At 40.2% G+C, this 18,687-nt stretch carries 16 protein-coding genes and 1 other RNA gene; 9 read left to right on the top strand and 8 right to left on the bottom strand.

Annotated features, from left to right (window positions below; translation table 11 throughout):
• Position 1: 1 nt before the first annotated feature.
• Both DK207_RS04505 and DK207_RS04500 read right to left on the bottom strand, forming a co-directional pair.
• A complete protein-coding gene (locus DK207_RS04505) occupies positions 2–3,613 on the bottom strand; it encodes an AAA family ATPase (RefSeq protein ID WP_109440158.1) in 3,612 nt (1,203 codons plus the stop codon).
• Positions 3,614–3,622: 9 nt separating this feature from the next.
• Positions 3,623–4,873, bottom strand: coding sequence for an exonuclease SbcCD subunit D (locus DK207_RS04500; protein WP_109440157.1), 1,251 nt, complete (start codon positions 4,871–4,873; stop codon positions 3,623–3,625).
• A 161-nt stretch (positions 4,874–5,034) separates the two neighbouring features.
• Here DK207_RS04500 and DK207_RS04495 point away from each other — a divergent pair, with 161 nt between their 5' ends.
• Positions 5,035–5,817: a crotonase/enoyl-CoA hydratase family protein gene (locus DK207_RS04495; RefSeq protein ID WP_109440156.1), complete on the top strand. Its 783-nt coding sequence runs from the start codon at positions 5,035–5,037 to the stop codon at positions 5,815–5,817.
• Positions 5,818–5,843: 26 nt separating this feature from the next.
• On the opposite strand, the gene DK207_RS04490 is transcribed toward DK207_RS04495, so the two are convergent.
• Positions 5,844–6,221, bottom strand: a complete 378-nt coding sequence (locus tag DK207_RS04490; protein ID WP_109440155.1) for a VOC family protein — start codon at positions 6,219–6,221, stop codon at positions 5,844–5,846.
• Between the two features lie 300 nt (positions 6,222–6,521).
• Here DK207_RS04490 and DK207_RS04485 point away from each other — a divergent pair, with 300 nt between their 5' ends.
• Together DK207_RS04485 and DK207_RS04480 are read left to right on the top strand one after the other, a co-directional pair.
• Entirely contained in the window at positions 6,522–6,968 is a 447-nt protein-coding gene (locus tag DK207_RS04485; protein ID WP_109440154.1) for an ABZJ_00895 family protein, read from the top strand.
• Positions 6,969–7,043: 75 nt separating this feature from the next.
• Positions 7,044–7,952 carry a TIGR01777 family oxidoreductase gene (locus tag DK207_RS04480; RefSeq protein WP_109440153.1) on the top strand — a complete coding sequence of 303 codons (909 nt, stop codon included), beginning with the start codon at positions 7,044–7,046 and terminating at the stop codon, positions 7,950–7,952.
• Here DK207_RS04480 and thiO read toward each other — a convergent pair.
• Positions 7,926–9,059 carry a glycine oxidase ThiO gene (thiO, locus tag DK207_RS04475; protein ID WP_109440152.1) on the bottom strand — a complete coding sequence of 378 codons (1,134 nt, stop codon included), beginning with the start codon at positions 9,057–9,059 and terminating at the stop codon, positions 7,926–7,928. The genes DK207_RS04480 and thiO overlap by 27 nt on opposite strands.
• Positions 9,060–9,069: 10 nt before the next feature.
• Positions 9,070–10,083, bottom strand: a complete 1,014-nt coding sequence (gene hemB / locus DK207_RS04470) for a porphobilinogen synthase (RefSeq protein ID WP_109440151.1) — start codon at positions 10,081–10,083, stop codon at positions 9,070–9,072.
• Between the two features lie 171 nt (positions 10,084–10,254).
• Here hemB and DK207_RS04465 point away from each other — a divergent pair, with 171 nt between their 5' ends.
• From DK207_RS04465 to DK207_RS04450, 4 genes are all read left to right on the top strand, one after another.
• A complete protein-coding gene (locus tag DK207_RS04465; protein ID WP_017395690.1) occupies positions 10,255–10,752 on the top strand; it encodes a thioesterase family protein in 498 nt (165 codons plus the stop codon).
• A 252-nt stretch (positions 10,753–11,004) separates the two neighbouring features.
• Complete coding sequence (locus DK207_RS04460; RefSeq protein WP_109440150.1) at positions 11,005–12,153, top strand: HlyD family efflux transporter periplasmic adaptor subunit; 1,149 nt, start codon at positions 11,005–11,007, stop codon at positions 12,151–12,153.
• Positions 12,154–12,159: 6 nt separating this feature from the next.
• On the top strand, positions 12,160–13,686 hold the full coding sequence (locus DK207_RS04455; RefSeq protein WP_109440149.1) for a DHA2 family efflux MFS transporter permease subunit: 1,527 nt from the start codon (positions 12,160–12,162) through the stop codon (positions 13,684–13,686).
• A gap of 173 nt (positions 13,687–13,859) precedes the next feature.
• Entirely contained in the window at positions 13,860–14,048 is a 189-nt protein-coding gene (locus tag DK207_RS04450) for a heavy-metal-associated domain-containing protein (RefSeq protein WP_109440148.1), read from the top strand.
• A gap of 52 nt (positions 14,049–14,100) precedes the next feature.
• On the opposite strand, the gene cueR is transcribed toward DK207_RS04450, so the two are convergent.
• Complete coding sequence (gene cueR, locus DK207_RS04445) at positions 14,101–14,559, bottom strand: Cu(I)-responsive transcriptional regulator (RefSeq protein WP_042891310.1); 459 nt, start codon at positions 14,557–14,559, stop codon at positions 14,101–14,103.
• Positions 14,560–14,569: 10 nt separating this feature from the next.
• Positions 14,570–17,041, bottom strand: coding sequence for a heavy metal translocating P-type ATPase (locus DK207_RS04440; protein ID WP_109440147.1), 2,472 nt, complete (start codon positions 17,039–17,041; stop codon positions 14,570–14,572).
• Between the two features lie 171 nt (positions 17,042–17,212).
• On the opposite strand from DK207_RS04440, the gene DK207_RS16010 reads away from it, so the two are divergent.
• Both DK207_RS16010 and ssrA read left to right on the top strand, forming a co-directional pair.
• The gene (locus tag DK207_RS16010) at positions 17,213–17,341 is read left to right on the top strand and encodes a hypothetical protein (RefSeq protein WP_265735794.1); all 129 of its coding nucleotides are present in this window, start codon (positions 17,213–17,215) and stop codon (positions 17,339–17,341) included.
• Between the two features lie 162 nt (positions 17,342–17,503).
• Positions 17,504–17,863, top strand: a transfer-messenger RNA (tmRNA) gene (ssrA, locus tag DK207_RS04430).
• Between the two features lie 228 nt (positions 17,864–18,091).
• Here the strand turns inward: ssrA and DK207_RS04425 are convergent.
• Complete coding sequence (locus tag DK207_RS04425; protein WP_109440145.1) at positions 18,092–18,529, bottom strand: hypothetical protein; 438 nt, start codon at positions 18,527–18,529, stop codon at positions 18,092–18,094.
• Positions 18,530–18,687 lie beyond the last annotated feature (158 nt).

Raw genomic sequence — 18,687 nt, 5'->3', positions numbered from 1 at the left:
TTCACCCCACCACTTCAATCCGACTTGAACCTGATCCCATCGGTTGTACCTGAATCTGCACAGGAATACGCTCATGCATTTCTTGAATGTGTGAGATTAAAATCACTTTACGTCCTTGGCTCTGCAACTGATCGAGTGCATTCATCACCATATGTAAGGATGATGCATCCAAGGTACCAAAGCCCTCATCAATAAACAGCGATTCGATTTTCATCGAACCTGATGCCATATTGGCAATCGCTAGTGAAATGGCGAGGGCAGTGAGGAAGGATTCTCCACCAGATAAAGAAGCAACCGAACGGGTTTCACCATCCATATCATGATCAATAATCGCAAGACTGAGTGAGTTATCCAAACGTTTTAAGGTATAGCGCTGAGACAACATCACCAGTTGTTGGTTAGCATATTCAAGTAAAATATCGAGATTGTATTGTTGGGCTAAATCACGGAAATCTTTACCTTTTGAATCGCCAATAAGACTAGAAATTTTATTCCATCGGTGTTCTTGTTGTTGGATCTGTTGAATCTGATCCGCAAACTGCTTTTGTTTGGCTAAATTCTGCTGATGGACTTCCAGTTGAAGTTTAAATTGATCTCGTTGCTCTGTCGTCTGTTGTAAAATGTCTTGATTTACATTGATTAATTCAGTCAGTTGTTCAACCTGAATATTCGGTTCTAATTGAAGATGTGCATTCAACTGTTCCTGAAGGGTCCTGAGTGCAGAATTTGCTTCACTTAGAGCACGATCCGCTTGCTGTATCGCATTTCGAATCTGCTGTTCTTGAGTTGATGAAATCGCAAGTAATTCGCAGAGTTGATCTTCTGTAAAATTCTGATGATGAGCCAACCATGTGCTGATTTCAGTTTTACATTGCAGAAGTGACTCATGATTCTGTTGCTGACGTGTTTTCAGTTGTTCAAGCGCATTTTTCTGCTGTTCAAAATTATGTCGAGCTTGCTCAAAACTTTGTTTTAATTGTTGATATTGATTCTGTAATTGTTGACGTTGTTGATCATGCTGTTGTAACCATTCATTGGCTTTAAGTTCTGTTGAGCCTGTCATGGTGAAAACCAGCTGCTTAGCAGCATCCGTATTTTGCTTGCCTTTGATTTCGATGTCGTTTAATTGCTGTGAACATTCTGCATATTGAGTAGTTAGGCTAGCCAAATTCGATTTTAATACGTTTAATTGCTGATCAAGATGATCTTTCTGTTTGATTAGGTATTCTGCCTGCTCAAGTTGCTGGCTACGCTGTTGCAGCACTTGCAATATGTGTTGTGAGAATGAAACGCCTTGTGTAGACCAAGCAATTTTATCATCAGCATTGAGACAGTCCACAATATGCTGCACGTGTTGTTGTAAGTGCTGTATGGTCTCAAGTTGATGACATGTATTTTGAATATTTTGATTGAGCACATGCTGCTCTTTATTGGCTTGATTAAGTTTTTGTAATTCCTTTTCGAGCTGCTGTTGAGCCTGTGATGCTTCTAAAACGAATGCCTGCATCTTAGCCCTGATGCTATTTTCAGTTGAATCATGCTCAGTGAGATTGAAATCGAGTTGAATATTGGTCTGTGATAGATGCTGTTGTAACACTTGATCATGTGTTTGCAATTTATCATTCAATTGCTGTAAGTGCTGTCGTAATTGATCTTGTTCAGTATGGCTTTGGGTGAAGTGTTGTTGTGCTTTTTGCCAAAGTTGGAAACACTGTTGTTCTTGCTGAATTGCTTGCTGTTCTTGTTGTTGCTGTAACGTATACAACGCTTTAGAAATTTGATTTTCGTCATCACGATAAGGATGCTCGGTACTACCACAGACAAGACAAGCTTCGCCGTGCTTGAGTTCAGCCCGTAAATGTTCAATATTTTCAGCGTGCAATAGACGTTGTTGTTGCAAAACCTGTTGAAGTTTTTCACGTTCATTTTTAGCAGCATGGTAATTTTGCTCAGTTTTTTTGCTGCGTTGTTCTAGCTGTTGAGATTGTTTTTGTACAGTTTCAAATTTGCTTTGCAAAGAACTGACTTCGTTTTTTAATTCAAAATACTGCTGAAGTTTTTGTTGGATTGCATCTAATTGATTGATGCGAATTTGCTGGGATTCTTTTAATTTCTGCTGTTGCTGAATGTGTTGTTCAATCTGTTGGGTTGTGCCAAATTGCGTAATTAAGCTGTTGAATATGTTTTGATCTTGCGCGAGTTTTGCTTGTGCTTGTTGAATAGAGCCCAGCGTATTTTCTACTTTTTGATATTGCTGAATAAATTGTTTAAGTTGTTGAATATGCGCATTTAAACCTTTATCCAAAGGAGCGTATTGAGCGCTTTGTTTTAACTGTTCTAAGCAAGCAGTATGTTGTGTACTCAAGTTTTGAATGCTATGTTGAAGCTGTTTTTGTTGCTCGATGAGTGGTTGCTGCTGACTTTCAAGTTGAGTCAGTCGACTTTTGGTTTTCTTATATTCTTCAGCTATATAGTCGCGCTCTTGCACAAACTTGCGTACTTGAGTCAGTTCAGTTTGATAGTGTAGTTCAAAGCTTTGAAATTTTTGTAAAGCATGTTCCGCTTGGGTATAGCGTTGTTTTTCTTGCTCAAATTGAGTCGTTACGACATTAAATTCACTGTGCTGCTGTTGAATTTGCAGACCGAGTAGTTGTAACGTTTTTTGGATCTGTTGCTGTTGAAATATGATAGGGCGTATCTCAGCAAATGTTTCTAATTGACCCAGTAATTGGCGATCTTTGGCAATGTTTTCCTGCGTTTTAAGTTGCAGATCATACTGTTGCTGTTTTAATCCAATTTCATTATTGATTTTATCGCGTTGTTCAAACCACTGTTGTTGCTGTTTGAGCTGATTTTTTTCATTTTCAAGTTGTTGCACTTGTTGCTGTAAGTGTTGGAATTGCTGTTGTAACTCAGCGATTTCTTCATCAGAGCGAATTTCAATGTGTCCTAAAACACTTTCTAATTTTTCACGTTGTAAGCGAACTTCTTTGGTTTTTTCAAAAGCCAACTGTCCAATCTTGGCAAAAATACTGGAGTTGGTGAGGTACTCTAGGAGCTCACCACGTTCATTATCACGGGCTTTTAAAAAGGCGGTTACTTCTGATTGTGCCAGTAACACTGCACGAGTGAATTGTTCAAAACTGAGCTGTGTAATTTGTTGAATATAAGTTTCGACGGCTTTGGTTTTATCTGCGACAACCACGCCATCGGTGAGGCATTTCAATGAGCGTTGTACACTTTGCAGTTTGCCACTGGCATTTTCACGTGCACGTTTAATTTCCCAACGCGCTAAATAATGTTTTTGATCCTGTGCGACAAAACACAGCTCGGCAAAACCGTGTCCAGTACCACGACGTAATACAGTGAGAGGAGAGTTTGTCAGCAATTCTGATCCATCTACATCGATTAGTTTGCCATCACTGTCTTTGAGTCTTGGAATTTTATTAAATAGGGCAAGACACATCGCATCTAAAATGGTGGATTTACCTGCGCCTGTTTTTCCTATAATCGCAATCAATCCAGCATGTGCTAAAGGTTCACTTTCAAAATCAATAAAATGCTCACCTGCAAGAGATGCCAGATTTTTTAGTCGAATGGATAAAATTTTCATGGCAAATCCTTAAACTATTTGATCATCTTCAAGTTTTTTCTGTGCTTCAGCAACTAAGCTTAAAAAGTCTTTGGTGACCACATCATCAGCGCTATAGCCTTTTTTCTCCCAAATTTGTTGAAACAGTTTTTCGGGTGTCGGTGGTTCTAAATTAATTTTTGATTCAATTTCTGCATGGGTTTGATTGGATAAATATTGTCGTGAAATCCGAACTAAACGGTAACGATCTTTAGGCAGGGCATCTTCAAATTGTTGTCTAAGATTTGGTTGGGGAGGTGTTGCTGTGTGATATTCAATATCAACATATTCACGATGATCTATACACTCAATGAGGCCCTGTGGCAGATTTTTGAGCCGCTGCATGACGTCATTGAGTTCACCTTTAATTTTGTGTAATTGAATCGCTCGCGGAATGGCAATTGCTTCAAACTCAACTTGATTTTCAGTTTTAATAGGATCAATCGTGACTTCAAGCACTTGGTGTTTATAATTAATTTCACTAAATGACAAAGGAATTGGAGAGCCACTATAACGAATATGATCTTGTCCAACTTTTTGTGGTTTATGCAGATGTCCTAAAGCTACATAGTCAATCTCATCGTCAAACAACGTGGTTGAAAGTGCTTCTTCATTACCAATAATAATTGGACGTTCAGAATCTGAAGTTTCACCACCTTGCATATGTGCATGTGACATCAGGATTAAAGCTTGATCCTCGGTTTTACGGCGTTTTGCTTCAGCGATTAAATGTTGATGCAGATAGGCAATCGCATTTTGACTGTTAGTGGTGTTTTCATTGAAACCTGTGATTTCAGCTGAACGTAAGAAAGGCAGGGCAATGCACCATGCGACAATCTGTTTTTGCTTATCATAAATCGGCAAAATTAAACGATCTAAATCTAAGCTTTTATCTTCATTCCAGCGAATCACTCCGACTGTTTTGGCATTGTATTTTTCAAGTAAGGGTTCAACTTGTTCAATGCGATAGCCTGAATCGTGATTTCCCGCAATCATCAATGTTTGCATCTGTGGTGCAAGATCATGAGCATCAGCAAGGAATTGATAAAGCTGTTTTTGTGCCTGCGAACTGGGATTGATCACATCAAAAATATCGCCTGCAATCAATAACGCATGCGGTTGTTTGATTTTGATTTGCTCAAGTAACCATGCAAGAAATTGTTCATGTTCATAGTGGCGGGAGTGGTTATAAAAAAATTGTCCCAGATGCCAGTCAGAAGTATGAAAAAAACGCACAGTCATAAGTGAATCTAAAAAAATCGAATGAATGCGAATAAGGTAGCACGTATTCAAGAAAAATGTAGGGCTTAGCCAAGCATAAACTACATACAAGATATCGCTTGATCATTGCAAAATGATCCACTAGTTTGGTATCGGAATAATTTAATAACAGGAAATAGAAAATGAGCTTAGGAAAAGTAAGCCGTGAAATTATCGATCATATTATGCTGATCGGTTTAGACCGAGTTGCAAAACGCAATGCCTTTGACAGTCATATGATTGAAGATCTATCTTTAGCATTAACAGAATATGAAAATAATCCTGAATTACGTTGTGTTGTCATTTTCGCGCATGGGGATCATTTCACTGCAGGTTTAGACCTCGTCGAATTACAACCAAAAATTCCACATGGGATTTTTAACTTTGAGGAAGCCCACGTTAATCCTTGGGGAGTGGGAGGAAGACATAGAACGAAGCCTGTTGTGGTTGCTGTGCAGGGTATTTGCTATACCGCAGGTGTGGAGCTTATGCTCAATGCAGATGTGGTAATCGCGAGCGAAGATACGGTATTTGGTCAACTCGAAGTACTGCGCGGGATTATGCCTTTTGGCGGTGCAACGGTTCGTTTCGTGCAGGCCGCTGGGTGGCAAAAAGCCATGCCTTATTTGCTTACAGGCAAAACTTTTGATACTCAAAAAGCCAATGAATTGAATCTCGTTTCTGAGATTGTGGAAAAAGGGAAGCAGCTCGAGCGTGCGATCGAAGTTGCCAAAGAAATTTGTATAGCTGCGCCGCTTGCTGTACAGGCTTTACTGGCTTCTGCAACGGATGGGGTTACTTTAGGACAGACTGATGCATTTCAGAAAATGGATGATTACCTCAAACCCTTATTTGAATCTGAGGATGCTCAAGAAGGTGTTCGAGCTATGTTAGAAAGACGTCTGCCGCAGTTTCAAGGGCGATGAAATAGCGGCTGACTTGGCAAGGTGATTTATATTGCATTCTCATCTATTTCACATATACCAAAAACATTATTGTCTAGGTCGAGAAAATAGCCTTGCCAGCAACGATTGGGGATTGCAAATTTATCCATGGCGACAATGCCACCTAGACTAAGAATTTTAGCTGAGGTTTCATCAAAGTTTTCGACTTCAACGGTGCAAGTATAGGCATTGGTACCGCATTCTGTTGGTGGAGTTGCAACTGGGCGTTGTAGTAAACCACCATGAATACCCTCAGTTTCAATGCGATAATATTCAATAGGTAAACCCTCGACCTTTTCGAAACGCCAGCCAAAAATAGATTGATAAAAAGCTGTATCGCGTTGTGGATGAGAAGATTGAATTTCAAAATAAATAATGCTATTCATAATTTTATCCGTTTTATTTTTGGGTATTATAAAAAATAAAACCGACGATTCGAGTGATGAGAAATCGTCGGTCAAAATCTTTATCAAAAGTTCTGGCTGCTAACAAAACCATTGCTAAAGATGGAGAGTCATAATGAAAGGTCCCCGAAAAAACTGCGGATGCCGTGCAATGTTTGTCGGTTGCTGCGACCTTATACCCTATATAACGATATGAGTTTGACTTTGGTTGACATTAAAATGAAAAAAAATTGAAAAAAACTTATAATTATTTGTCGAAACCAACCTTATAAGGTTATCTGTATGATTTCATTGCGTTTGTATTATTTATGGTTTTTCATAATTTGTTTGGTTTTGACTTTGCTCACTGGTGTACTGGCAGCATTTTTACCAAATAGTATAGGTGGCATCCTCACCGCAATGCCTTATTTGATTGCGATCATTTTAGTTTTATTCAAGTTTTTAAGACAACAGCGCCGTGCACCAACCGCTCAAGAGCAGAAACGTTTTACATGGGTTTTTTCTTTGATTTTTTGGGGATATAACTTGATTGGTCTACTTGGTGGACTATTTCTCTTTGCCCGTAGAGATCCACAAGTGTGGCAAAATTTCTTATTGTACTTACAACAACCCAAGTTCTTACTTACTGTTTTAGTGATGTGGTTGATGCTCGCAATCCCATTATTTCTGATCACCTATTGGTTTTATGGTAAACAAGCGCAACGTATGGCGGCTAAAATGTTTGCTTAGTTTGCGCTGACTTGTAATTCCTCAATATTCTGCTATAGCTATTTGCAATAAGTATTATGTTGAGTAGGTCGTGCCATGCAAAAAATGACAGTGTTGGTAACAGGTGCAAGTGGGTTTATTGGCTCTCATCTTTTACCTTTTTTGTTGGAACAGCAATACCATGTGATTGCACTGACACGACAAAAGCAAAAACTATCTCAACATCCCCAACTTAGATGGATCAATGATTTAGAACAAATAACCACCTCAGAAATAGATTTTGTGATTAATCTTGCGGGTGAAAATATTGGTGCGAAGCGTTGGTCTGAAAAACGTAAACAGCAATTGATTGAAAGTCGGGTCAACATGACGCAGCGGTTGTATGATTGGTTAGAGCGTCAAAATATTTATCCGAAGTGCATTATCTCAGGTTCAGCGATCGGTTATTACGGGATTGATCCACAGGAACAATGGACCGCAATCTGTGATGAAAATACCCCTGCACAAGCGATTTTTATGTCTGAGTTGTGTCAGGCATGGGAACAAACAGCACTCAAATTTAGACAACAAAATACTAAAATTATCCGCTTAGGTATTGTTTTTGGTCGTGGTGGGGGCATTTTGCCGCAAATGCTTTTGCCCATTAAACTAAATATGGTGGGTAAAATCGGGACTGGGCGACAACCCGTCGTTTGGGTTCATATTCAAGATGTATTAGATGCAATTTTATTCTTGATGCATTTAGATAGCGCTCAAAAAATTTATAATGTGGTTGCACCTGAGTCAACAAATCAACAGCAATTCATGCAGACTGCGGCAAAGCTATTAAAGCGTAAACCATTTATTCTTATGCCAAAATGTGTTTTTGAAGCCGCTTTAGGCGAGCAGTCACAGTTGATCTTGAATGGACAGTATGTCCAACCCAAAGCATTATTGGCACATGGCTTTAGATTTAATTATCCAAATTTACACGACGCTTTAAGTCAGATTTTCATGGATCGCTAATTGAGCATATGCCAATCGGTCAGGTGAATAGGCGTGCGGATCAACAAAAGTTTTCTGATCTAACATGAGTTGTGCCAACAGTTTTGCTGATCCTGCACCCATACATAACCCATTGCGGAAATGTCCAAAATTTGCCCAAAGATGATTGATCTCAGGCATTGCGCCGATATAGGGAATACCATGTGGCGAACTTGGACGTAAACCAGCCCAGCGTTTTACGATCGGGAATTGTGCTAACTCCGGTACCATTTCTAAACAAGCAGATAAAATATCTTGTTGGGTTTGTGCATCCACGGCTGTGTTAAATCCGCATTCAGACATGCTTGATCCACAGACAATATGGCCATCTTGACGTGGAATCAGATACATCACACGATTCATACACATGGTGGGGAGCCATTTTTCAGGGGTTTTAAACAGTAGCATCTGACCTTGGACGGGATGTACAGGAATGTTTCGTTGTATTTGTTCAACCCAGTGCTGACTCCAGGCTCCAGACGCGAGTACCACTTGATCGGCAAAATAGTGTTGCCCATCTTCCGCCTGTAAGCCATGCACTTTTTTATTTTTAATAATGAGTTTTTCAATCGGGCAGTATTCAAAAAAACGGACTGATGGGTGTTGTTTTAAATAGCTGATCAGTGATTGGAGTAAACGAGGATTGCGGACATTTGAAAGCTCTGGGAAATAGATTGCTTGTTCGAAGTCCGTAGAGATATGCTGATTTACCTGTTGGATGTCATTGCCTGTTAAGTATTCACAACGTTGCATCGGCTCATGATATTTTTCAGCATATTCCAAGCCTATTTGGAAGTCACCCTTATCAAAAATCAGCATACCTGTATCGTGAATTTGAAAATCTATACCTGTAATTGGGTATAGTTTTTCATTCCATGATTGATAGAGTGATTTGCCATATTTGGCAAGTTGGTTAACCTCAGGTGCATATCGCCAAGGATACATTGGAGAGAGGATGCCACCGCCTGCCCATGAGGCGGCTTGACCAGCTTGTTGTTGATCAAAAATATCGACGGAGCAGCCTTGTTCAACAAGCTCAAGTGCAGTCATTAAGCCGCTAATGCCTGCACCAATGATGGCAATATGCATAGTTGGAGCTCTATTTCATCTCTTTCAGTTTACGTGCTGCTTCTTCAGCAAAATATGTCCAGATACCATCTGCACCTGCACGACGACAGCACATCAATGACTCTAAAATCACACTGTCAGATAACCAGCCATTTTGAATCGCGCCTGCAAGCATGGCATATTCACCGCTCACCTGATAGATAAAGGTCGGCACGCCGAAGGTGTCTTTCACCTCACGGACGATATCCAGATAAGGCATACCAGGTTTGACAATCACCATGTCTGCACCTTCTTGGATATCTAAAGCAATCTCATGTAACGCTTCTGCACGGTTGCCCACATCCATTTGGTAATTATATTTATTACCACCTTTAAGGTTGCTTGCAGAACCGACTGCATCACGGAAAGGGCCATAAAAGCTAGATGCATATTTTGCTGAATAGGCCATGATGTTGGTATAAATAAAACCATTCTGTTCCAGTGCTTGTCGAATGGCTCCAATTCGACCATCCATCATGTCGCTAGGAGCGACCACATCTGCACCCGCTTCCGCATGGCTCAGCGCTTGTTTAATCAGACACTCAACCGTTTCATCATTTAAGACATAACCTGTCTCGTCAATAATCCCGTCTTGACCATGGGTCGTATAAGGATCAAGTGCGCCATCGGTGATGAGCACCATTTCTGGTAGTTCTTTTTTTAATAAACGGCAAGTGGTTTGCACTAAGCCATCTTCATGCCATGCAGCTTCTGCGGTCAAACTTTTATCTTCTTGCGGCGTAACTGGGAAGAGCGCCAGTTTTGATACGCCAAGTTCTAATAAACTTTCAGCTTTTTTGAGCAATAAATCAGCTGATAAGCGTTGCACATTTGGCATGCTCGGAATGTCTTGTGTTTGTTGTTGTCCTGGCAATACAAATACTGGATAAATCAAGTGATTAGCAGTGAGTTGTGTTTCACTGACCATTGCACGAAGTTGGTCATTTTTACGGATACGGCGCATGCGAGTCGCAGGAAAAGCAGGACGATTGAACGTATAAGTCATAACAATCTCGATGTTCAGTATTACACTATAGGAATAATTGAGTTATTTAAGTCTTGCTAGGGAGAGCTTAGCGGCTTAGGTCAATTAAGAAACTTAGCTATTGTAGCCCCATATTTTTAGATTTGTACAAAATAATGGGATGTTTATCGTTCCTTTGGATTTAGACAGCGTATGAATGATGTAAAGAAAAACTGGACAGGTAATATTCAGTTAGGTGCTAAAGCCGATCATGGCGTGGTCTTAAAACAGCTTTGTAAAGCATTTAATTCTTCACCATTTTTTAAGCACTGTGGCATGGTCATGCGAGTGGTCGATGATCAAATCGAGGGCTATATCGACATGCAAGCTGAACTGATCGGTAATATGGCTTTCCAAATTTTGCATGGTGGTGTGGCTGCAACGATGTTAGATAGTATTGGTGGAGTGGTTGCGATGGAGCAGCTTTATCGCCGAGCTTCACCTGAAGATTTACCTGATACGATTAAAAAGGTCTCACGTCTCGCGACAGTAGATATGCGAGTGGATTACTTATCACCTGGTCGGGGTAAATATTTCATTGCTCGTGCAGAAACATTACGTCTAGGTCGCAAGGGGTGTACGATGCGTATGACCATGGTCAATGATGAAGAGAAACCGATTGCAACGGCCATCGCTTCTTATGCATTCTAGGTCGGAAACTAAATACTAAAGCGTCTTGTGACGCTTTTTTTATTTCTAAAAAATTTGTACCGCAAGTAAATATCGATATGAGTGCTAAAAGTTTGAGTTTTTAGAGGTCGCATTTTTATTTTTCAGAATAATGAGATCTTTTTTATGCCTTTTTAAGTTCATTTTTAACATTCGGTTAAGTTTCCAAAATTAAGCTGATCTGCTGATTAAACCAACAGTAAAAAAAGTCGTTTTAATTTTCAGGAATAACGTATGAATGATGCCCAAGCAAATCAGCAGAATATAGGTGCAGATGTTGCAACAGATGATGCTATGAAAGCAAAGCGTAAGAAATTTCTTGGTTTTTTTATGCTTATTCTGATCCTCGCTGCCATTTTGTATGCGATTTGGGCATTGTTTTTTAATCATTCCGTCAGTACTGATAATGCGTATGTTGGTGCAGAAACCGCACAAGTGACCTCAATGGTTAACGGGCAAGTGGCTGAAGTGCTGGTTAAAGATACGCAACAGGTCAAACGGGGTGATGTATTGGTTCGTATTGATGAGCGTGATGCCAAAATCCAATTGGCGCAAGCTCAAGCTGAACTAGCCAAAGCACAGCGTCAGTATAAACAAAGCCAAGCCAATAGCCGTTCTTTAAATTCGCAAGTGGTAGTGCGTAATGATGAAATCAGCAGTGCGCAAGCGCAAGTGACCAAAGCTCAAGCTGATTATGATCGTGCAGTATTAGAACTGAAGCGCCGTAATGAGTTGGCTGCGACGGGAGCAATTTCTAAAGAAGAGTTGAGTAAAGCACAAAGCTCAGTCTCGACTGCCAAAGCCAGTCTGGATTTAGCACAAGCAGGATTGGCGCAAGCAAGTTCAAGTCGTAAAGCTGCGGAAAGTACCTTTGCTGCAAATGAAGCATTGATTCAGGGGGTAAATGAAGCATCAACGCCTGACGTTCTTGTGGCAAAAGCGCATGTTGATCAAGCACAACTTGATTTAGAACGGACAGTGATTCGTGCGCCTGTTAATGGAGTGATCGCGCGCCGTAATATTCAGATTGGACAACGTGTTGCGCCGGGCACCGTGATGATGTCAGTTGTTCCAGTTTCTGATTTATATGTAGATGCCAATTTTAAAGAAAGCCAACTCGCCAAAGTAAAAGCTGGGCAAAAGGTTTCTTTAACCTCAGATCTGTATGGGGGTGAAGTCGTTTATCACGGCACAGTGCAAGGTTTTTCTGGGGGTACGGGTGCAGCTTTTGCATTGATTCCAGCTCAAAATGCAACAGGTAATTGGATCAAGGTGGTGCAGCGTCTGCCTGTGCGAATTAAGCTTGATCCTAAAGAACTGGCTGAGCATCCATTGCGGGTGGGTTTGTCGATGCAAGCGGATATTGACCTCGCATCGAAGTAATTAGCTATGAAAACTCAAAATCCTTTTGCTGAACTGAGTGGTGGGCGCTTACTGCTTGCTGCTTTTGTCATTGCACTTTCAAATTTTATGGTGGTCCTAGATACCACGATTGCTAATGTTTCCGTTCCTCATATTACAGGGAATTTGGCTGTTTCCAGTTCACAAGGAACATGGGTCATCACGTCCTATGCCGTTGCTGAAGCGATTTGTGTGCCTTTAACAGGTTGGTTGGCAGGACGTTTTGGTACAGTTCGGGTCTTTGTGTTTGGATTGGTGGGTTTTACGCTCTTTTCATTCCTCTGCGGTTTGGCGACTTCACTGGAAATGCTCGTGTTTTTCCGTATCGGACAGGGACTGTGTGGTGGTCCACTCATGCCTTTGAGCCAAACATTGTTGATGCGGATTTTCCCACCAGAAAAACATTCACAAGCCATGGGACTTTGGGCGATGACCACCGTGGTTGGACCGATTTTGGGGCCTATCCTTGGTGGCTTGATTAGCGATAATTTGTCCTGGCATTGGATCTTCTTTATTAATATTCCTGTTGGTATTTTCTGTGTATTGGCTGCAAGTCGTTTATTAAAAGTGGCTGAAACCAAGACTGAAAAACTACGGATAGATGCGATAGGTTTAGGTTTATTGGTGCTGTGGATCGGAGCATTGCAGTTGATGCTTGATCTTGGACATGAGCGAGATTGGTTTAACAGTAGCAGTATTATTATTCTCGCTTTAGTCGCCGTGATCGGTTTTATCGTGTTTATGATTTGGGAGTTGACGGAAAAGCATCCTGTTGTGAATTTATACGTGTTCCGACATCGTGGCTTTAGTATTTCAGTACTTGCTTTAGCCTTTGGCTTTGGTTCATTTTTTGGCAGTATTGTGTTAATTCCCCAATGGCTGCAAATCAACTTGGGTTATACCGCCACATGGGCAGGTTATCTGACTGCAACCATGGGCTTTGGCAGTTTGACCATGTCGCCGATTGTGGCAAAACTAGCAACCAAATATGATCCACGTGCATTGGCCAGCTTTGGTCTGGCGTTGCTGGGGGTAGTGACTTTGATGCGCGCATTTTGGGTCACAGATGCCGACTTTATGGCTTTGGCTTGGCCACAGATTTTACAGGGCTTTGCTGTGCCATTCTTCTTTATTCCATTGTCCAATATTGCAATGGGTTCGGTATTACCGCAAGAAATGGCATCTGCGGCAGGTTTAATGAATTTCTTAAGAACGATGGCAGGGGCAATCGGTGCTTCTATTGCGGTCACGATCTGGGATGATCATGCCAAAGTCGCGCGTAGTGAAATGGTCAATTCACTGCATCCACAAGAGGTTCAAAATACCCTGATGCAAAATGGATTTTCTTCTGATGCAACTTTAGACATGATTGCAAACTTAGTGGATAAAGAAGCAATTACGATCTCAGCCAATCATGTATTTATGATTTTGGCGATGGTATTTGTATTTGCGAGTATTTTGATTTGGTTAAGTCCTAAACCTAAGCCGATAGTAGGTGGCCCTGCACCACATTAATCGCATGACTTAAATGGAAATCATTGAATTAAACTTGGAGTTGTTCTCCGAGTTTTTTCTTGTAGCTAAGGTGTAACCTAACTCTAAAAGAGGATCAAGTAAAAAATCGCTTGACCTTACAATGATGGGAAGGAATATATTCTATTAACCATCTATTTTATTGGAGAGATATCATGGAATTCTATGTAGAGAATATGACGTGTGGTGGTTGTGCTCGCGGTGTTACTCGAGCAATTCAAGCTTTGGATGCAAATGCTAAAGTGATTGCTGATCCACCAAGTCGTAAAGTGACAGTTGAAACAACAGCAACACAAGAGCAGGTTGCTGAAGCATTGACTGAAGCAGGTTTCCCACCGCGCTAAAATCATTTAGACAAAGTTTAAGGGCTACATTTTCGTAGCCCTTTTTAATACCTTATTTTTTCTTCGCTAATGGTGAAATTGACAGCAGGTCATTATGGTGATGCTGTTCCTTATTTTCATTGCTCGGTTCTTTGAGACCCTCAAGAATCGGACATTCAGGTCGATCATCACCTGCGCAACAATTGATTAAATCTTTCAGCGTATTCGCCATTTGCTGTAAGTCGTTTATGCGTTGTTCTAATTTCTCAATATGTCCGAGTGCTAAGCGTTTTACATCAGCACTTTGTCGATTGCGATCATTCCACAGATCAAGCAAATCTGAGATTTCCACAACTGAAAATCCCAATTCTCGACTTCGCTTGATAAACTTTAAACGTTCAACATCAGTCGCTGAGTAGGAGCGATAACCTGCATTATTACGCCCCGCAGTCGGGATCAAACCAATCTGTTCATAGTATCGAATCATTTTGGTTGAGACCCCTGAAGCTTGAGAGACTTTACCAATATTCATCTTATTCTCCTCAACCTAGATGTACTGAGGGTGGTTGAAAACGACGTAGACGTAGTGCATTTCCTAATACAAAGACGCTAGATAATGCCATAGCTCCTGCAGCAAAGATGGGTGACATTAAAATTCCATAGTTTGGATATAATATTCCAGCGGCAACAGGAATTAGCATGGTGTTATAAGCAAAAGCCCAAAATAGGTTTTGATGAATGTTGCCGATTGTGGCTTTGGATAAGGCGATTGCATTTGTTACACCTTGCATATTGCCAGACATGAGCACGACATCTGCCGATTCAATTGCAACATCTGTACCTGTACCTATCGCTACACCTACATCGGCTTCAGCTAATGCAGGGGCATCATTAATTCCATCACCAACAAAGACAATATGACCATATTGGGATTTTAGCTCTTTGACTGCATTAACTTTTCCTTCAGGTAAGACTTCAGCGATCACCTCATCAATTCCTAATTGTTTTGCAATTGCCTGAGCAGTACGTGCATTATCTCCAGTGATCATTGCGACTTTCAGCCCTAATTGGTGTAAAGCTTGAATCGCTGCGGGAGTCGTGGATTTAATTGGATCAGCAACCGCTATAATTCCTGCTAGTTGACCATTCATCGCAACATAAAGTGGTGATTTACCTTCATCACCTAAACGTAAAGCAGTTGTTGCGAAGGGTTGTACTTCAATACCGAGCTGCTGCATATAACGATCAGCACCAATATTAATTTGAATATCATCATTGATCACTGCAGATACACCCATACCCGTAACCGAATCAAAGCGATCAACTTTAGGAAGAACCAAGTTCTCTAGCTTGGCCTGATCAACAATCGCTTTTGCGATAGGATGTTCTGATCGGGATTCAACAGCAGCTACAGCAGCCAAAACTTGATCTCGTTCAAACTGAGATGTGACTTTAAAATCAGTTAATTCTGGATGTCCCTCAGTTAAAGTACCTGTTTTATCAACAGCTACAATTTTTGCATCTTTTAATAGCTGTAAAGCTTCGCCTTTACGGAACAACACGCCTAATTCTGCACCACGACCTGTACCCACCATGATCGATGTAGGTGTTGCCAAACCCATAGCACATGGACAAGCGATAATCAGTACTGCGACTGCATTTACTAAGGCAAAAGTTAGGGCAGGAGATGGGCCGAAAATTAACCAAACTAAGAATGTCAGCACTGCTGAAAACATTACTGCTGGTACGAACCATAAGGTAATTTTATCGACTACCGCTTGAATCGGCATTTTAGAGCCTTGTGCTTGCTCAACTAAGCGAATTATTTGCGCCAGCATGGTTTCACCACCAACGGCTAATGCTGTAAAAGTGAGTGTTCCATTTTGATTAATCGTACCACCTACCACATAGCTACCAATCACTTTCTCAACAGGTATCGGTTCACCTGTAATCATGGATTCATCGACAAAACTATTTCCATCAGTCACTTTTCCATCAACAGGTATTCTTTCGCCAGGTTTTACAATCACCGTGTCACCAGCAATAACTTGATCAATTGCAATCTCAAGCATTTTTCCATCACGGTGAACATGAGCTGTTTTAGCTTGTAAACTGACTAAACGTTGAATCGCTTCTGAAGTACGTCCTTTTGCTTTTGCTTCAAGAAAACGACCAAGTAAGATTAAAGCAACAATAACCGCAGCAGCTTCATAATAAACATTGACTGTTCCCGAAGGGAGTGTGTTTGGAAAGAAGGTAGCCACTATAGAAAATAGATATGCAGCTAATGTTCCAACGGCTACCAAAGAATTCATATCTGGTGCTAGACGAACTAAAGCGGGGATGCCTTTTAAATAAAATCTTCTACCTGAAATCGTTAAAACAAGGGTAGTCAGTACGAATTGTATGTACCAACTATTTTGCATCCCAATGGTTTGAGCAATCAGATGATGAAAGCTTGGAATTAGATGAGAGCCCATTTCAAGAATAAACACAGGCAAAGCAAAAAGCGTGGCAAGAATTAAATCCCGTTTAAGTTCAGCGCGTTCTTGATCTTTTTTCTGAAGCTGCTCAGATGGATCGGCAATCGAAGCTTGAATTTCTACAGCATCATATCCAGCTTTATCTATTGCTGCGATCAATGCCTCTACACTTGCCGAACCACTTACTGTTGCTCGTTCAGTTGCAAGATTGACATTCGCTTCAGTGACACCAGAGACGGCTTTGAGTGCTTTCTCGACACGACCAACACATGAGGCACAGGTCATACCTTTTATAGATAATTCAATTCTGTCTTGGGGAACATCATAGCCTGCTTGTTCAATTGCATGAATTAATAATTGACGATCTAAAGGCTTATTAAGTGTAATGTCTGCACGCTCAGTGGCTAAATTTACTGAGGCTGATCGCACACTATCAACTTTTTTAATAGCATTTTCAACACGACTTACACAGCTTGCACAAGTCATACCTTCAATTTGTAAGCTTAATCTTTGATTTATGTCGGTTCCCATGGGATTTACCTATAAATATTCTTTGATTGCTTAAAGCATAGACCTTACCATTATAGGAAGGTCAAGTACTAACCGTATAAATATTGGATTGAAATATACTTTTATAAATCAACATGGTTGAATTTACAGTTAAATCAGTTGATTGAAGGTTTAAAAGCAAAGGGGCACGGGGTGTCTAATACCGCACAAACTAGCGGCATTGCGACGATTATGAAAGTGAATATGTATAATCAGAGCAAATATGCAGGTGGAGTCGATCCACGTCGTGAAGGCATTGTTTTGGGGAATGGCGCGTTATAGCCGATATTTTAAAAAAAGCTGCCGTTGTGGTGGCTTTTTTATATATAGACCTTGAAAAAATAAGTTGAGGAACTATATAAGAACATAAGCGCATATTTAGCTGATTGGTTAGAAATTAAGATATTAATTCTATAGATCTATGCTATGATTGCGCTGTACTTTGGGGGTGTCTCTGGCTTCGACGCTGGTGATGAAACTCATAGATGCATGCCGAGAGCGCATTTTCTCTCGTAAATAAAATTTGCATTTAAATAGTCGCAAACGACGAAACTTACGCTCTAGCTGCCTAAGGGCCGCTTGTCCGCTTCCTAGAATACTTGTGGTCTGGGAACCCGACTGAAGCGCACGCACACAAGTCCGTATAGAGTCAAGCCTCGGGGCTTTATACCAAACTTAGAGGATCGCACTTCGTACCCTGTTCGTCGGGTCACTTGGTGTTAAAACAATAGACGATATCTAAGCATGTAGTATTCTCGAGTGTAGTGCTGGCGGACGCGGGTTCAACTCCCGCCACCTCCACCAAAATTCGATTCGGAGTAATCCGATGAAACATAGAAAAGCCTTTAAGTTTAATACTTAAAGGCTTTTTTATTTATTTTAAAAAGATATATATTTTAGAGCGAAACGATTAACTTTGATAACTATCTATGAAAGGGTGGTTGATACTTTATATACCTGACTCATATCATTGGAGCAGTCAATGATTTGTACTAAAACACACTCTCATATAAAGCTTTTGATTACCAAAATTTATTTATTTAAACATTCTAATACCTTTTTATATATAGATTCTTGATAACTGTTCAATTGACCTAATTGTTCATCACCTTTAGTGCGCACATATTTAAAATAAGGTAATAGAGGATAGGTATTACTTTCACAAGCAATTACTTTTTGGAATTGCTCCTTATTAAATTGATCAGCTGTGATATCAATGATGATACCATTTGCGACAAGATAGCAATGTAAAGTCTCTAAAGAGCGACTAGATACCTGAACTTTTCCTGTACGATATTCTGTTTTGATCTCATAATTATACCAAAGATAATGTTGTAATAGATCACAGGCATCAGCTCCACATTCTTTTGGAAATTTACTAAAATTTCCCACGATAAATCCGCTTGTTACTTGATCTAAGGCATTTCTAAAATCAACGGCAATTTTCTTTAGCTCATCTCGTGAAATCATTAGGAAATTCTTTTTAAAAAATAATATTTTATTTAAAACTATTTATGAGAAATGTTGAATGATATTAATTTGTAAAATTGTTAAAACTATTTTTTATTAGTAGTTAAATGTAAATTATTAAAAGTTATTATTTTTATAATTTATACGTTGATTAGAAC

Origin of the sequence: Acinetobacter haemolyticus (assembly GCF_900406815.1) — a bacterium.
In the GTDB taxonomy this organism is placed as follows: domain Bacteria; phylum Pseudomonadota; class Gammaproteobacteria; order Pseudomonadales; family Moraxellaceae; genus Acinetobacter; species Acinetobacter haemolyticus_A.
Note: the sequence above shows the minus strand (reverse complement) of the source record. Positions and strands in the feature narration are given on the sequence as shown.

Excerpts from the sequence above, each read along its gene's own strand:
- DK207_RS04440 (WP_109440147.1), bottom strand. The coding sequence starts at position 17,041 with ATGGGAACCGACATAAATCAAAGATTAAGCTTACAAATTGAAGGTATG.
- DK207_RS04500 (WP_109440157.1), bottom strand. The coding sequence starts at position 4,873 with ATGACTGTGCGTTTTTTTCATACTTCTGACTGGCATCTGGGACAATTT.
- DK207_RS04495 (WP_109440156.1), top strand. The coding sequence starts at position 5,035 with ATGAGCTTAGGAAAAGTAAGCCGTGAAATTATCGATCATATTATGCTG.
- DK207_RS04450 (WP_109440148.1), top strand. The coding sequence starts at position 13,860 with ATGGAATTCTATGTAGAGAATATGACGTGTGGTGGTTGTGCTCGCGGT.
- hemB (WP_109440151.1), bottom strand. The coding sequence starts at position 10,083 with ATGACTTATACGTTCAATCGTCCTGCTTTTCCTGCGACTCGCATGCGC.
- DK207_RS04490 (WP_109440155.1), bottom strand. The coding sequence starts at position 6,221 with ATGAATAGCATTATTTATTTTGAAATTCAATCTTCTCATCCACAACGC.
- DK207_RS04505 (WP_109440158.1), bottom strand. The coding sequence starts at position 3,613 with ATGAAAATTTTATCCATTCGACTAAAAAATCTGGCATCTCTTGCAGGT.
- DK207_RS04485 (WP_109440154.1), top strand. The coding sequence starts at position 6,522 with ATGATTTCATTGCGTTTGTATTATTTATGGTTTTTCATAATTTGTTTG.
- DK207_RS04480 (WP_109440153.1), top strand. The coding sequence starts at position 7,044 with ATGCAAAAAATGACAGTGTTGGTAACAGGTGCAAGTGGGTTTATTGGC.
- DK207_RS04455 (WP_109440149.1), top strand. The coding sequence starts at position 12,160 with ATGAAAACTCAAAATCCTTTTGCTGAACTGAGTGGTGGGCGCTTACTG.
- DK207_RS04465 (WP_017395690.1), top strand. The coding sequence starts at position 10,255 with ATGAATGATGTAAAGAAAAACTGGACAGGTAATATTCAGTTAGGTGCT.
- DK207_RS04460 (WP_109440150.1), top strand. The coding sequence starts at position 11,005 with ATGAATGATGCCCAAGCAAATCAGCAGAATATAGGTGCAGATGTTGCA.
- thiO (WP_109440152.1), bottom strand. The coding sequence starts at position 9,059 with ATGCATATTGCCATCATTGGTGCAGGCATTAGCGGCTTAATGACTGCA.
- cueR (WP_042891310.1), bottom strand. The coding sequence starts at position 14,559 with ATGAATATTGGTAAAGTCTCTCAAGCTTCAGGGGTCTCAACCAAAATG.
- DK207_RS04425 (WP_109440145.1), bottom strand. The coding sequence starts at position 18,529 with ATGATTTCACGAGATGAGCTAAAGAAAATTGCCGTTGATTTTAGAAAT.